The sequence below is a fragment of the Paenibacillus sp. FSL H8-0315 genome, assembly GCF_038005365.1.
GTDB lineage: Bacteria > Bacillota > Bacilli > Paenibacillales > Paenibacillaceae > Paenibacillus_AQ > Paenibacillus_AQ odorifer.
Genome location: NZ_JBBOTA010000001.1, coordinates 3,315,787 through 3,330,754, shown reverse-complemented (window position 1 = coordinate 3,330,754; position 14,968 = coordinate 3,315,787). Strand labels below are relative to the sequence as shown.

The window sequence follows — 14,968 nt, the reverse complement described above, 5'->3', positions numbered from 1 at the left end:
TTTCGAGCTCGGCATGTGTACTTCTTGGCCGGACTTAGAATATATCATGTATGGAGTTGCATTGCAAGAGTTTTTTTGAAATATACTAGATAAATGAGAGACTGTGCTGCCAAAAGCCTCAATACTGCAATATATAATGGCTAGCACAGCCTTATTCCTTTGTACCTACGCCCTAAGCAATGATTTCTTGAATATACAATTCACGTTCCAACATCAAATTAACTATTGTTTCCTCTATCTTAACCATCGGACGTGTAGGGTTTGCGCGATCTGTGAAGATAATCTCCCCATGACGGCCATCACTTAATTTGATTCTAGTGCCATTAAAGAGATCAGTACTCTTCTGTATAAACGTCTGCACAATCACTGGGTCAAGCTTACCGAAGCTTTCTGTCAGAATCTGCTCTAATACCAAATAAGGAGACTGTGCTCTTCTGTAGGCTCTTTCTAAGGTCATAGCATGGAATATATCTGCTACTGCGACTACTTTAGCGTAGAAATGAATCTGACTGCCGTCCAGCTTCAATGGATAACCAGAGCCATCAATCTTCTCATGATGCTGCAAGGCGGCAAGTCTTACCCCTTCATTAATCGCTGTAACATTGCGTAATAATTGATAACCATATGTAGTGTGTCGGCGAACCTCTTCTATTTCACTATTGTTAAGTGACTCCGGTTTCTGTAAAAGTGAGCTGTCTACTTTAGCATTACCGATATCATGTAATAGTCCTGCAAAAGCAATCTGCATCCAATCCTTTTGTGGGTACCCACACCACTGAGCGATTTTATAGGAGGTCAACGCGGACAACACAGCATTGTGATAGTTGTAATCCTCATATTTTAAAGTGCGCGGTGTAAACTTCAAGACATGATAATCCTTCAAATAACCTATTAATGTCTCTAACTGACTGCGAAGCTCAAAAATAGGAAGTGAAGCTGCCGTTACCGATCGATAGCTGTTCTTAATAAGAGTGAGCATTTTATCGTATTCATCATGTAGAGGAGAATTAGTCTTGGCCAACATCGATTCGTTGATAATGGCTCCAGCTTTAGGGGAAGCTTGCTTAGCTGTTGTTTTGGCTCCATCCGAACTCGCCTCACCTTGGTCACCTTCGATTTCCACTTGCCCAATCAAAAAAGCCTGTAAAATATCTAGATCACGAGGGAGCAATATTTTTCCCTTAGTGAATAAAGTCCCCCCTAAAGGTGTAATTACATCCTTTATTATCTTTGAGCCTGCTTTAACTTCTCCAACCAATATATTTGGCATATACTCAGCCCCTTAATTTCTATAAGCCGTACACCCAGCATTACCTCACATTGATAAGACAGATAATTTCTGAGAAATTAGTACTTTATAGGATTCTATTGGCTAATTATAGTACGGATAAATGGAAGACACTAGTGCAGTGAAAACTATTCTTTCAAAATATTTATTTTATTTTTATAAGCATCGGTCATTCAAATAGCAACAAAAAGAGCAAGAACTTCTGTAAAAGAAGCCCTTGCTCTTTTTTGAATTCAACCTATTCTAAGTCAGTGTCTTCGTCCTCAGTCAGGATCTCAGGCTGATCAATATTGCCAGATTCCTCGACTGTATCTTGCCCATCCAGGCCTTCTTGCCCTTCCAAGCCTTCCAGACCTTCCACTTCCTCAGATTCATCCTCTTCGTTCTTGTCAGCTCTACACAGGGTAGCTACTGCGTCATCCTCACGGATGTTAATCAGCTTAACCCCTTGAGCATAACGGCCCATAGTAGAAATTCCATCCATGCTGGTACGAATCAGGGTACCGCTAGTCGTAATGATCATTAAGTCTTCATCCTTCTTAACGACCTTAAGACCCACTACAGGACCATTCTTATCGGTGAGGTTAATGGTCTTGATCCCTTTACCGCCACGAGTCTGGGAACGATAATCACCGGCTGGTGTGCGTTTACCATAGCCCTTGGTAGTAACAATCAGAACCTCAAGCTCCTTATCGACACAGTCCATACCAATGACATGGTCATTACCGTCAAGCGTAATGCCCTTAACGCCAGTCGCGCTACGTCCCATAGAACGCACATCATTCTCTGAGAACGTAATCGACATTCCGCGAGCTGTACCGATAATGAGATTTTGCTGTCCATCAGTCAGCTTAACCTCGATTAGGGAATCTTCTTCACGAAGATTAATAGCAATAAGACCGCCTTTACGAATGTTGTTATAATCCCCAAGAGGCGTCTTCTTCACGATACCCTCGCGGGTAGCAAAGAATAAATATTTGTCGCTATCGCCATCTTCCACTTGGATTACCGCACTAATCTTCTCACCTTGTTCGATTTGAATCAGGTTGATGATTGGCGTCCCCCGGGCTGTACGGCCCAATTCTGGGATCTCATAAGCTTTAATCCGGTAAACTTTACCCTTATCGGTAAAGAACATCAGATAGTTATGAGAGTTACTCACGAAGAGATGCTCCACGAAATCCTGGTCCTTGGTGTCCATCCCCATGACTCCGCGACCTCCGCGCTTCTGACTGCGGTAGGTGCTGACAGGTAGACGTTTGATATATCCTGTATGTGTAATAGTGATAACAACCTCTTCACGTGGAATAAGGTCTTCATCCAGGATACTTTCTTCACCAACCGTAATCTCTGTCCGGCGTTCATCAGAATATCTATCGCGGATATCCTGCAGCTCGTTGCTGATGATTTCCAGTACAAGATGCTCGTTAGCCAGAATTTCACGGTACTCTGCAATTTTAACGATCAATTCGTTATATTCATTCTCGATCTTTTCCCGTTCCAGACCGGTCAGACGTTGCATCCGCATATCGAGGATAGCCTGAGCCTGCTCTAAACTGAGGCTAAAGGTGCTCATTAATCCTTCGCGGGCTATATCAGTTGTCCGTGAAGCACGGATTAACGCAATCACTTCATCCAGATGATCAAGCGCAATGCGCAGACCTTCTAAGATATGAGCGCGTGCTTCAGCTTTTTTAAGATCAAATATAGTACGACGACGAATAACTTCAATCTGGTGCTGCAAATAATGATAAAGTACATCACGCAGATTAAGAATTTTCGGCTCATTATTTACGATGGCAAGCATGTTGATCCCAAATGTGGATTGCATAGAAGTATGTTTATATAGATTGTTTAATACTACATTTGGATTAACATCGCGTCTCATCTCAACAACTACACGCATACCGTTACGGTCAGACTCATCTCGAAGATCCGTTATACCTTCGATCCGTTTCTCACGTACTAATTCTGCGATTTTTTCAACCAATCTTGCTTTGTTAACCTGGTATGGAAGCTCATGCACAATGATGCGAGCCTTGCCGTTGTTCTCTTCGATCGTTGCCTTCGCACGCATGGTTACTGAACCACGCCCCGTACGATAAGCCTGACGAATGCCCTCACGACCCAAAATATATCCAGCCGTAGGGAAATCCGGACCTTGGATAAACTCCATCAATTCCATTGGCGTGATATCAGGATTCTTAATCATCGCCTGCACACCATCGATAACTTCACCAAGGTTATGCGGTGGAATATTAGTAGCCATACCTACAGCAATACCAGATACCCCATTTACGAGCAGATTCGGATAACGGGCTGGCAATACAACCGGCTCATTCTCTTCACCATCATAGTTGGGTGCGAAGTCAACTGTCTCTTTGTTCAAATCACGAAGCATTTCGCCTGCAATCTTGGAGAGACGGGCTTCTGTGTACCGCATCGCCGCGGCCATATCACCATCAATCGAACCAAAGTTCCCGTGACCGTCTACAAGCATATAGCGCATCGAGAAATCCTGAGCCATCCGTACCATTGTTTCATAGACAGCTGAGTCACCGTGAGGGTGGTACTTACCGATAACCTCACCGACGATTCTTGCAGATTTCTTATGAGGCTTATCCGCAGACATTCCAAGCTCCGACATCGCAAACAAAATGCGTCGGTGAACCGGCTTGAGTCCGTCCCGCACATCTGGCAAAGCCCGGCTAACAATGATGCTCATTGCGTAATCCATAAAGGATTCACGCATTTCCACGCCAATGTCCCGATCTTTGACTTGTGGGTTATTTTGTTCAGCCATGAGTTGCTGGACCTCCTTCAGTTAAAAAACCGCTACCCTTAATTATATTACTTTCACAAAAGTAGCACAATTAAACATGATAGCCTTTTATCTTCTAATATTGATTTCTTTTTGCGCTTATCAGGGTATTTGCCCTTTCCGCAAATATCTTTACTACATAGACTGTAAAGACAAGAAACACGGTTTTATTATCCTAATATCGTTCGATAAGGCATAACCCCATATCCTTATATTATACCATTGTTTAGGTAGCTTGTCCTGATTTTCAGCTGTCAAAGATTATGCTGCCACTGCATTTTTTACAACAAGGAACCCAAAGGACCTATTCCTGCACAAAACTCATAAGGAGGAAGATAATGAAGATTCAACGCGTCCCAAGCAAATGGGCTAAAACGAAAGTCATCCTTCAAAATCACTCTCTATTGCAATATGTGCCTGATACCCGTAAATTCGATGTCAATGCTCTTAAGGAGATGCTTGCGTTATATACAATGGTCTATATTAAGCCAGATCGAGGAAGTTATGGTATCGGTGTAATGAGAGCTGAGCAGCGTACTGTAACTCTTAGCACTAGCAAACAGAAAGCTGAACACGGTACCGACCTCGATAACGTTAATAAAGAAGAGCCTGAAGAACAGATCTTGTATATTTTAAGATATGGGAAGACTGCGGAAGTGTTTTTCTCACCAGAAGAGCTGTATGAGAACTTACAGAAACGAATTCAGAATCGAACCTATTTGATTCAAAAAGGGATTGACCTTCTGCGTCATCAAGACCGCCCTTTTGATCTTCGGGTTCTTACCCAAAAGACTCCATCAGGAGTATGGGAAACAACAGGAATGCTTGGAAGAGTAGCTGCCCCTCAAAAAATCGTCACCAATTATCACAGTGGAGGCAGTATCCTTTCCGTAAGTACTCTACTAAAAAATTATATGCCGCCCTCTGAAGTCCTAGTTACGATCAATCACTTAAAAGCTTTGGGTATACAAATCGCGACACAGCTTCAATCTGCCTATCCAGGAATCAAAGAGATTGGTCTGGATATTGCCATGGATCAACATCTGGATATGTGGCTTCTGGAAGTCAACACTCTTCCGTCCATTGCTGTATTCAAATTATTTCCTGATAAATCAATCTATCGTAAAATACATCGCTATGCCGTAGCCTATGGACGTGTAAAAGCAAGAAAATCCCCTTATTCGACCCGCAATAAACAATCCACAAGAGCCTAAAAAAAAGCTTGAAATCAAAGAACCTCCAGCGTTCTCATTCCGTTAGGAATAGAAGCCGGAGGTTGTATTAAATATTGTTCTTACACATCAAGGTATCTAACGTTCTTGGCATGCTCATGGATAAAGTCACGTCTTGGTTCAACATTGTCACCCATAAGTGTATCAAAAATACTATCTGCCAGCATCGCATCTTCAATCGTAACCTGGAGCATCATACGGGTCTCAGGGTCCATCGTTGTGTCCCAAAGTTGGGTTGCATTCATCTCTCCCAAACCTTTGTAACGTTGGACGTTAACCTTAGCATTTTCTCCAAAAGAAGCGATAATATCATCGCGTTCCTTCTCGCTGCCTGCGTAGCGGATAACCTTATTGCGCTCAATCTTAAAGAGAGGAGGCTGTGCAATATAGATATAACCCGCGTCTACTAGCTTCCGCATGTAACGATAGAAGAACGTTAATAATAGCGTTCTAATATGGGCTCCATCGACGTCGGCATCGGTCATAATAACGACTTTATGGTAGCGAGCCTTCGATAAGTCAAAGTCATCGCTGATCCCTGTGCCCAAAGCCGTAATGATGGCGCGGATCTCGGCGTTAGATAAAATACGGTCAAGGCGAGCTTTTTCAACGTTTAGGATCTTACCACGCAACGGTAGAATCGCTTGGAAATGGCGATCCCGTCCTTGCTTAGCCGATCCACCCGCTGAGTCACCTTCGACGATGTATAGTTCGCTGATCGAGGCATCCTTGGATGAACAGTCGGCGAGTTTACCAGGCAGAGCACTGACTTCAAGCGCACTCTTCCGACGGGTTAACTCACGTGCCTTACGAGCAGCTTCTCGCGCGCGCGAAGCGGAAAGTGATTTCTCAAGAACGCGACGTGACACTGCTGGGTTTTCTTCCAGGAACTCTTGTAATTTCTCTCCGAACAGTGATTCTACGATACCCCGCACTTCACTATTTCCGAGCTTAGTTTTCGTTTGACCTTCGAATTGTGGATCTGGAATTTTGACAGAAATAATGGCTGTCAATCCTTCACGCACGTCATCACCAGTCAGATTCGAATTGCTATCCTTCAGTACTCCCGCTTTACGAGCATAATCGTTGATGATACGGGTCAGCGCACTTTTAAAGCCGGATTCATGCGTTCCGCCCTCATGCGTATTAATATTATTCGCAAAAGAGTAGATGTTCTCAGTATACGAATCGTTATATTGGAGAGCCACTTCAACTTGGATCATATCGCGTGAGCCTTCCACGTAGATCGGATCCTCATGTAGTGCTTCTTTTTTCTCATTCAAATATTTCACATATTCAACGATACCACCCTCGTATTTGAACACGTTGGTGACATCCGTCCGCTCATCATGAAGTGAAAGCTCGATTCCTTTGTTAAGAAAAGCCAACTCCCGAATACGAGTAAGCAGTGTCGAATATTCAAAAACTGTGGTTTCCGTAAATATTTCAGGATCCGGATGAAAGGTTGTAGTCGTTCCTGTCTCATCTGAATCGCCAACGATTTTGATGTCATACTGCGGTGCACCACGTCTATATTCCTGTTGGTAGATATGACCGTCACGTTTGACCTTAACAAGGACCTTTTCAGACAAGGCATTCACTACAGAGATACCCACGCCATGCAAACCACCGGAAACTTTATATCCGCCACCGCCGAATTTACCGCCTGCATGCAGCACGGTCATTACGACTTCAAGCGTCGACTTCTTAAGCTTTACATTCTCACCTACAGGTATGCCACGTCCATTATCGATAACAGTGATCGCGTTATCCTCATGTATAATCACTTGAATCCGGTCACAATAACCTGCGAGTGCCTCATCGATACTATTATCGACGACCTCCCATACCAAGTGATGGAGACCTTTAGAACTAGTCGAACCAATATACATGCCCGGACGTTTCCGAACCGCTTCCAGCCCTTCCAGTACCTGAATCTGGCTCTCATCATATGTCGGTTGATTCATTGACATGCCTTCACCTACTTCTTTCTGATTATCTCTTTGTTACCCAATGCAAGTTATATTTCGAGCAAAATTTTGGCTCTTTTTTTAAGAGTGGAGGAGGAAATGGGGGAGTAATACACGATATTTTTAGTTACGACAATAGATTTTGCTTCCTCTTCGCCAATCCGCTCAAGCTTCTTATCCTGCTCAGAGTGAATAACGAATTGCTTAGATACCTTGGAAGATTTCTCAATCGAAATATCAAATATAGCAATTAACTCCGAAGACCTAATGATCTTCTCCCCGCCCAAATGAATATACATGATCGTCCTCCGCTCTTTTATAACTCAACTTTTCCATCATGAACATGAAATAGGCTGGCGCCCTTTAATTTATCGGCATTCAGACCCTCAATTCCGGTAGCGGTAATGAATGTCTGTACCTTGCTTTGAAAGGTTTCAATAAGCTGGGTCTGGCGGTAAGGATCAAGCTCGGATAAAACATCATCAAGAAGCAGCACAGGATATTCTCCGATTTCCTCATGGATCAGCTCGATTTCCGCCAGCTTAAGCGATAAAGCCGTGGTACGCTGCTGTCCTTGAGAACCGTAGACCTGAGCTTCCCTTCCGTTGATAAAAAAGGACAGGTCATCCCGATGGGGACCCGTCAGCGTCATGCCGCGCCTGATTTCTTGTTCTCTCGTTTGTGATAACTTTAACATAAAATTGTCTAATAAGACAGCTTCATCTTCCTCATCCCGATCGCCGAAAGAGGGGACATAGAGCAATTTCAGTTCTTCTCCGCCGTTCGTAATCCCCCGGTGAATGCTTTCAGCCCATATTTGCAGCTTCTTTATGAATTGTTTCCTTTTTTTGACGATTTTAACACCATGCTCTACAAGTTGAGCATCCCAGATTTCCAGAAGCTCTTTCCCTGCAGCCTCTTTTCCCCATAATTGCTTTAAGAGATTACCTCTTTGCAAGAGAATTTTTTGATACTGCTGTAGGTGAAATAGATAACTAGGCTGGACTTGGCCGATCTCCATATCAAGAAAACGCCGTCTGATACCAGGGGTCCCTTTTACAATCTCTAAATCTTCCGGTGCAAACATGACCACATTCAGAGATCCAACAAACTCACTAAGGCGCCGCTGCTCCAAACCATTGATCTTGGCTTTTTTACCTTTGGCAGATAGGGTGAGCTCCAGCTTGAGATCGCCATACTTGCGTTCCACCTCGGCAACGATCTGAGCTGCATCTCCGGGGGCATCGAAGGAGATAAGTTCGCGGTCCTTAGAGGTGCGGTGGCTTTTGGTCATCGCCAGGACGAACAATGCCTCCATGAGGTTTGTTTTGCCTTGGGCGTTCTGACCCAGAATCAGATTCACATCGCCCAGGCTCTCCAGACGCAGCAGCCCGTAATTCCGATAATGCTGCAGACCGATATTTTTAACAAACACGAAATGGTTCCTCCCCTAGCGTACTACTCTTTTACTCCTCCGCCTTCAACCTCAAAGGTACCGTTATCCTGCACTTCGATTTTGTCACCCGGATAAAGTTTTCTGCCGCGCCGTTCCTCTACCTCTCCGTTGACCAATACGTGACCTTCCTGCAATAAAGCTTTGGCCATTCCACCTGTGGATACACAATCTGCGAGTTTCAGAAATTGGTCCAGCTTAATGTATCCACTGTGGATAAGTATTTTTTTCATGGTTTTTATCCTTTCAGCCACTTATCCACATGTTCATGAATGTTGGCATTAATTTGTTGTACGGTAAGGCAAAATGATATACAAGCTATTGGTTTGGTCAAGTGGTTTCAAAATGATCGGACTCATCATCCCTGTAAATGCAATAACGAGCTGCTCACTCTCTATGACCTTTAATACATCAAGCATATATTTCGAGTTGAAAGATATTTTGAGAGGTTCACCTTTGAAATCAATGACTTCAAGTTCCTCGCGAACCTTACCCAGCTCTGATGAGCTTGAAGAAATTTCAATACCGCCTTGATCAAGCGTCTGCATACGAACAATATTTGTTTTTTCTTCCCGGGACAGCAAATAAGCACGATCAATCGATTCGCTTAATTTTTTTGTATCTAAAGTTAGTTCTGTTTTGTAGGTTGTTGGAATAATTCTAGAAGTATCAGGATAAATCCCATCTAGGATCCGTGAATAAAACAGTACTTTGTCGATTTTGAAGAGTACTTGATTATCCGCAACGACAATATCAACCAGCATATTTTGGTCAGGGATAATTTTGCTGAGCTCATTAAGGGTTTTACCGGCAATAACAATATTTCCGAAATTGACATTTTCCGTGCCTTCAAGTTTAGCAGCTCTTGTTGCCAAGCGGTGACGGTCAGTCGCTGTAAACTTAAACTCATTGTCGCTCAGATTCCATAGTATACCCGTTAATATCGGAGTTGTCTCTTGGGTAGAAATAGAAAAGGCTGTTTGTTTAATCATATTTTTCAGCAAATCACCTGGTAGAGAGATCGTGTCATTCTCTTCAATGCTCGGTAACACTGGGAATTCTTCAGGGTCTAAACCTACCATCTGAATCTCAGTGGATCCGGAAGAAATGTACGTTTGGAATCCTTCTTTTACTTCCATGTGGATTTCTTTGGAGGGCAGCTTCTTAATAATCTCGACGAAAAATTTAGCGGGAAGGACAACACTTCCTGGCTGATCTATCTTCACGATGGTGTGGCTGTCATTCTCTGCTGGAATAAACGATTGAATAGAAATATCGGTATCACTTGCAGTTAATGTGACGCCTTGATGGCTAACTTCCAGTTTAATACCGGTCAAAATAGGGATTGTTGTTCTGCTGGATATAGCTTTGGATACGTGTTGAATGGATTCGTTGAGCTCATTTTTAAGAATGCTTATTTTCATGATTTCACTCCTAGCTGAAAAATTGGGAATTTCGATGGATTTGAGTCTGTTAATTACACGTCTTTACATGATGAATTATTATAGTTATTTAATAGTATTAGTAGTAGGGGCGACGAATATGTGGATAACCCCACCAAACAGCATAAAATTAAGCCTACCCACATGTGTATAGATTGTGTATAGGCTCTTTGTTCCTCTTAGGAAGGATTTTTAATTTTCTCCGCAAGATTATTTACCACTTTGTACAACTCCTGATCGACCTTTAATGCCTGTGTAATTTTATCGTGCGCATGAATTACGGTTGTATGGTCACGTCCTCCGAAAGCCTCACCAATCTTAGGCAGCGAATAATCCGTTAGTTCACGGGATAGATACATTGCGATTTGACGTGGAAACGCTACGGCTTTGGTTCTTTTGCGTGCTTTGAAGTCTTCAAGGCGCAAATTGTAGTATTCTCCGACTTTTTGCTGAATATCAGCGATGGTGATCATCTTGGGACGACTGGAAGGAATAATATCCTTGAGCGCTTCAGCTGCCAAATGAGTGGTTACATCCTGGTTGGTAAGCGAAGAATAAGCAACTACCCGGATTAATGCACCCTCAAGCTCACGAATATTGGTGTCAATCTGGTTGGCAATATACATCATGGCCTCATTAGGGATATCAAGGTTCTCTGCCTTAGCCTTTTTGCGTAAAATCGCAATCCGGGTCTCCAGATCTGGTGGTTGAATATCCGTAATCAAGCCCCATTCGAACCGGGAACGCAGCCGTTCTTCCAGTGTGGGAATTTCCTTTGGTGGTCGGTCGCTGGAGATGATAATTTGCTTGCGTTCTTCGTGGAGCGCATTGAAAGTATGGAAAAACTCCTCCTGTGTAGACTCTTTTCCAGCGAGGAATTGAATGTCGTCGATAAGCAAAATGTCAACATTACGATACTTGTTACGGAAGCTTTCACCGCGGTTATCACGGATCGAATTGATAAATTCATTCGTGAATTTCTCAGACGAGATGTAAATTACCTTGTTATTTGGGTTATGTTCCAGGACATAGTGCCCAATTGCGTGCATCAAATGGGTTTTGCCCAGACCTACACCACCGTATAAAAACAAGGGATTGTATGCTTTGGCTGGTGCTTCGGCCACTGCCAGTGAGGCTGCATGCGCAAAGCGGTTCCCAGAGCCGATTACAAAGGTGTCAAAAGTGTACTTTGGATTGAGCAGATGCGTTTGTGCTTCTTCTCTTGATACTACGGGAGTCGGAGCGGATTGTTGAACCACAAGCTCAGGCGGCTTGCTTTCTTCAATCACGAATTTTACATCCACTTGTTTCCCTGTGACTTCGTAGACGGTTGCTCCTACCAGTTTGGTGTAACGACTTTCCAGCCATTCTACTGCAAACGTTGTAGGTGCCGAGATAATGAGAACCTGGGAGTTGAAGGTTATCGCTTTAGTAGCCTTAAACCAGGTATCAAAGCTCGGCTTGCTTAATTTGGTTTGAATAATCGATAAAATTTGCTGCCATAATTCGGAAGTATGGCTGTCCACAGACTGTCACTCCTTTAAATCTTCCAAATGTGGCATCAGCCATGAAGTGGAAATGTCGAAGAAAATAGGTTGGTGCTGATATTTATCCCCAGTAGGCAATATGAAGAGACAAAAAAATATGGATAAATTTGATTTGTTCACAACTTTATCCACAGCTTGTTGATAATTAAGAGAACAAACAAATCTATTCACATTCAAAAGTAATACCATCATAGCAAAACGCCCCTTGTTTTTCAATGAGCAGGGCTATTTTATCCACAAATTCAAGCACTTGTGTACAATTATTAGGAACACCACTACATATTGTTGATAATTTGTTTACGGTTCGACACTTTACGCCAAAGGTTCGATAATTTTATACACAGGTTGTGCTCAACTGTGAGTAGTCGACTTTATTTTTTGATCACAGGTGGATAACTGTCATATCTTGTGGATTACTTTTTTCCTGGGGAGAGTTGTGGATAAACACCTGAGCTTGAGGGGGAGGAACAAGCCGGTTACTAGGTTGACTTTTGCTCATAAAATATGTTTAAATATATAAAGGTGTTTTCTGTAAGGATATGTCTCGATATATAAAAATGATAATTCTTGTAGATACTGTCCCTACTATAAGGACGGCTTAGTCCGTTTCTGCTTATATGACAGTAATTAAGTTCCTGTAAGGGAGGTGCAATTATGAGACCGACATTTAGACCAAATGTGAGCAAACGTAGTAAGGTTCACGGTTTCCGTAAAAGAATGAGCACGAAAAACGGCCGTAAAGTGCTGGCAGCTCGCCGCTTGAAAGGCAGAAAAGTTTTGAGTGCGTAAGTTAGGCCACTAAGGGACCACTGCGGTGGTCTTTTTTTACTGCTTTTTATTATTATTGCTCTGCAAAAGTCTAGGATCTCGCTTAATGCGCTAGCTACACTTTGCGGGGCTATTTAACGTATATTGAGAAATATTTTGTGAGAAGTTGAAATTATTTTTCCTACTATATATAGAAGCTTAATTTCAGCACAGCAAATGTAGTCGTTTATGGCTGCTTGCAAATGCCTATACTATTAGAAGAAAAAATTCGGAGGGACACTTAAACCGGATTTTTATGAAGGAGATTCCCGTGCACAAAAAGTTACGTTTACGAAACCGTGCCGACTTCAGTCGTGTATACCGCCATGGGAAGTCATTTGCGAATCATCAATTTGTAGTGTATTGGTTTGGCAAAAAAGAGGTAGAGCGATTTAGAGTAGGTGTGTCTGTTAGCAAAAAGGTCGGAAACGCGGTTGTCCGTAACCGTATGAGAAGATTAGTTAAGGAAATCGTCCGTCACCATGAACCTGAGATTGCAGGTGGCTTAGACATGGTGTTTATCGTAAGAAAAGGAGCGCTTTCCATGGAGTATGCAGAGCTCGAAAAAAGTGTGCTGCATGTGCTTCGTAAAGCCAAGCTACTCAAGGCTTCCCGCAAATAAAGGGTGCTTAAGAGGCTTGTTTATTTGTATTCATAATTATGGTATGATTTACGGTGGAATGGAATGTTTAAGAGAGGGGTTTTGAAGTGTCTCTAATGAAGACTAGACGAGGAAAATGGTTTCTCCTCATCACGGTAATGGTGTTGTCGTTAGCTGTTCTGTCGGGATGCGCTCCGTCGACTGCTGTCACGCACACTACGGAGGATTTGAAGAATGGAGGCTTCTGGCAAAGTAATGTAGTGTATTATTTCGCCATTGCCTTGGACAAGTTTGCAGATTGGTTTAACGGAGAATATGGTTTAGCCGTACTTGTGATGGTTATTATTGTCCGCACGTTGATTCTTCCGCTTACTATTAAACAGGTGAAGAGCTCGCGTGCAATGCAAGCCATTCAACCGGAACTCCAAAAGATCCAGAAAAAATATAAAGACACACCTGAAAAGGTGCAGCAAGAAACAATGCGTTTGTTCCAAGAAAATAAGGTTAACCCAATGGCGGGTTGTTTACCGCTGATCGTACAAATGCCTATCTTTATCGCTCTCTACAACTCGATCTACTATAATCCACATCTACGGGAGCATACCTTCTTGTGGCTGGAGCTTGGTAAACCGGATCATCTGTTTATCTTGCCAGTACTAGCAGCATTAACAACATTTATTCAAACTAGAATGATGACCAAAATGAACCCAGTGCAACAACAAGGGCCAATGCAGTTCATGATGATGATCTATCCAGTTCTGATCTTCGTGATGTCGTACAACTTCCCTGCAGCCTTGCCATTATACTGGGTGTACAGTAACCTTTACACTATTATTCAGAACTACTTCTTATACCGCAACAACGATAAACACAAATTGGCAATCGCAAGTGCTGTAAAAAGTACAGATGACTCCAGTCCTGCTCCGAAGAGCAAAGGCGGCAACAAGTCATCGAAGGGAGCCAAAAAGTCAAAATGAGCAAAGTCGTCGCAACAGGGAAAACCATTGAAGAAGCTGTAGAACGGGGACTAACCCAGCTTGGAGTTCAAAAGGACCGGGTAACGGTCAACGTACTTGAGCAGCCATCAAGAGGATTCCTGGGATTGATCGGTGCGAAAGGTGCCAAGGTTGAACTAACCTTGATAGCCGAAGCCGCACCGGCATCAGCGGCGAGTGCTCCGTCACTGCCTCAACAGTCAGCAAGAGAGAGCAAACAGGAGGCCATCGGCGGTGTGCCACGCCAAGATTCCGGACAACCGGTGGAGGAAGCTTACCAAGAAGCCGTTCATTTCATTGTGGATGTCGCTAAGAGCATGGGGCTCGAAGTGGAGGTAGAAATCGTCCACACCAAGGAATCCACGATTCTGCAAATTTCCGGTCCAGATTTGGGACTGTTAATTGGCAGAAGAGGACAAACTCTCGATGCTCTACAGTATTTGGCTAATATTGTAGCTAACCGTTATTCCGACAGTTTTATACGGCTTGTGTTAGATGCAGAGAACTTCCGTGAGCGCCGTAAAAAAACGCTTGAAGAGCTGGCTGATCGTTTAGCCGGACGTGTAATTCGCACTCGTAAAGAGGTTGTATTGGAGCCAATGTCTCCTCAGGAGCGCAAGATTATCCACTCCAGGTTACAGGATCACCGGCAAGTGAGTACCCTCAGTAAAGGCGAAGAGCCAAATCGCCGCGTCGTTATAACCTTGAAGTAAAGACTATATGGATGCAATGACTCCTTGACCAATGTAAGGGGTCATTGTTTTTTTAAAAATAAAAGAACGTTTCTATTCAAAAAATATAAGTTTTGGGGT

General features: G+C 43.1%; 13 protein-coding genes. 5 read left to right on the top strand and 8 right to left on the bottom strand.

What is annotated here, in order from left to right:
- Nucleotides 1-172 precede the first annotated feature (172 nt).
- A complete protein-coding gene (locus MHB56_RS14490; protein ID WP_076124333.1) occupies nucleotides 173-1,270 on the bottom strand; it encodes an HD-GYP domain-containing protein in 1,098 nt (365 codons plus the stop codon).
- Between the two features lie 256 nt (nucleotides 1,271-1,526).
- Nucleotides 1,527-4,091, bottom strand: a complete 2,565-nt coding sequence (gene gyrA, locus MHB56_RS14485) for a DNA gyrase subunit A (protein WP_076191454.1) — start codon at nucleotides 4,089-4,091, stop codon at nucleotides 1,527-1,529.
- Between the two features lie 356 nt (nucleotides 4,092-4,447).
- Between gyrA and MHB56_RS14480 the strand changes: the two genes are divergently transcribed.
- Nucleotides 4,448-5,323, top strand: a complete 876-nt coding sequence (locus MHB56_RS14480) for a YheC/YheD family protein (RefSeq protein WP_076282221.1) — start codon at nucleotides 4,448-4,450, stop codon at nucleotides 5,321-5,323.
- Nucleotides 5,324-5,403: 80 nt separating this feature from the next.
- Here the strand turns inward: MHB56_RS14480 and gyrB are convergent, their stop codons facing one another.
- The 6 genes from gyrB to dnaA form a co-directional block, all read right to left on the bottom strand.
- Nucleotides 5,404-7,314: a DNA topoisomerase (ATP-hydrolyzing) subunit B gene (gyrB, locus tag MHB56_RS14475; RefSeq protein ID WP_036677726.1), complete on the bottom strand. Its 1,911-nt coding sequence runs from the start codon at nucleotides 7,312-7,314 to the stop codon at nucleotides 5,404-5,406.
- 47 nt (nucleotides 7,315-7,361) lie between these two features.
- Nucleotides 7,362-7,610 (bottom strand): extracellular matrix regulator RemB, encoded by a 249-nt coding sequence (remB, locus tag MHB56_RS14470; RefSeq protein ID WP_036677731.1) that lies wholly within the window; start codon nucleotides 7,608-7,610, stop codon nucleotides 7,362-7,364.
- Between the two features lie 17 nt (nucleotides 7,611-7,627).
- A complete protein-coding gene (recF, locus tag MHB56_RS14465; protein WP_036677733.1) occupies nucleotides 7,628-8,746 on the bottom strand; it encodes a DNA replication/repair protein RecF in 1,119 nt (372 codons plus the stop codon).
- Between the two features lie 23 nt (nucleotides 8,747-8,769).
- On the bottom strand, nucleotides 8,770-8,997 hold the full coding sequence (gene yaaA, locus MHB56_RS14460) for a S4 domain-containing protein YaaA (protein ID WP_036677736.1): 228 nt from the start codon (nucleotides 8,995-8,997) through the stop codon (nucleotides 8,770-8,772).
- A gap of 48 nt (nucleotides 8,998-9,045) precedes the next feature.
- Nucleotides 9,046-10,188, bottom strand: a complete 1,143-nt coding sequence (dnaN, locus tag MHB56_RS14455) for a DNA polymerase III subunit beta (RefSeq protein WP_036677739.1) — start codon at nucleotides 10,186-10,188, stop codon at nucleotides 9,046-9,048.
- Between the two features lie 197 nt (nucleotides 10,189-10,385).
- A complete protein-coding gene (dnaA, locus tag MHB56_RS14450) occupies nucleotides 10,386-11,732 on the bottom strand; it encodes a chromosomal replication initiator protein DnaA (RefSeq protein ID WP_036677741.1) in 1,347 nt (448 codons plus the stop codon).
- A gap of 675 nt (nucleotides 11,733-12,407) precedes the next feature.
- Between dnaA and rpmH the strand changes: the two genes are divergently transcribed.
- The 4 genes from rpmH (at nucleotide 12,408) to jag (ending at nucleotide 14,869) form a co-directional block, all read left to right on the top strand.
- Nucleotides 12,408-12,542 (top strand): 50S ribosomal protein L34, encoded by a 135-nt coding sequence (rpmH, locus tag MHB56_RS14445; RefSeq protein WP_036677745.1) that lies wholly within the window; start codon nucleotides 12,408-12,410, stop codon nucleotides 12,540-12,542.
- Between the two features lie 289 nt (nucleotides 12,543-12,831).
- Nucleotides 12,832-13,182 carry a ribonuclease P protein component gene (gene rnpA / locus MHB56_RS14440; RefSeq protein ID WP_036677842.1) on the top strand — a complete coding sequence of 117 codons (351 nt, stop codon included), beginning with the start codon at nucleotides 12,832-12,834 and terminating at the stop codon, nucleotides 13,180-13,182.
- Nucleotides 13,183-13,268: 86 nt separating this feature from the next.
- Complete coding sequence (locus MHB56_RS14435; RefSeq protein ID WP_036677747.1) at nucleotides 13,269-14,138, top strand: YidC/Oxa1 family membrane protein insertase; 870 nt, start codon at nucleotides 13,269-13,271, stop codon at nucleotides 14,136-14,138.
- Nucleotides 14,135-14,869 carry an RNA-binding cell elongation regulator Jag/EloR gene (gene jag, locus MHB56_RS14430; protein ID WP_036677749.1) on the top strand — a complete coding sequence of 245 codons (735 nt, stop codon included), beginning with the start codon at nucleotides 14,135-14,137 and terminating at the stop codon, nucleotides 14,867-14,869. Before MHB56_RS14435 ends, jag begins: the two co-directional genes overlap by 4 nt.
- Nucleotides 14,870-14,968 lie beyond the last annotated feature (99 nt).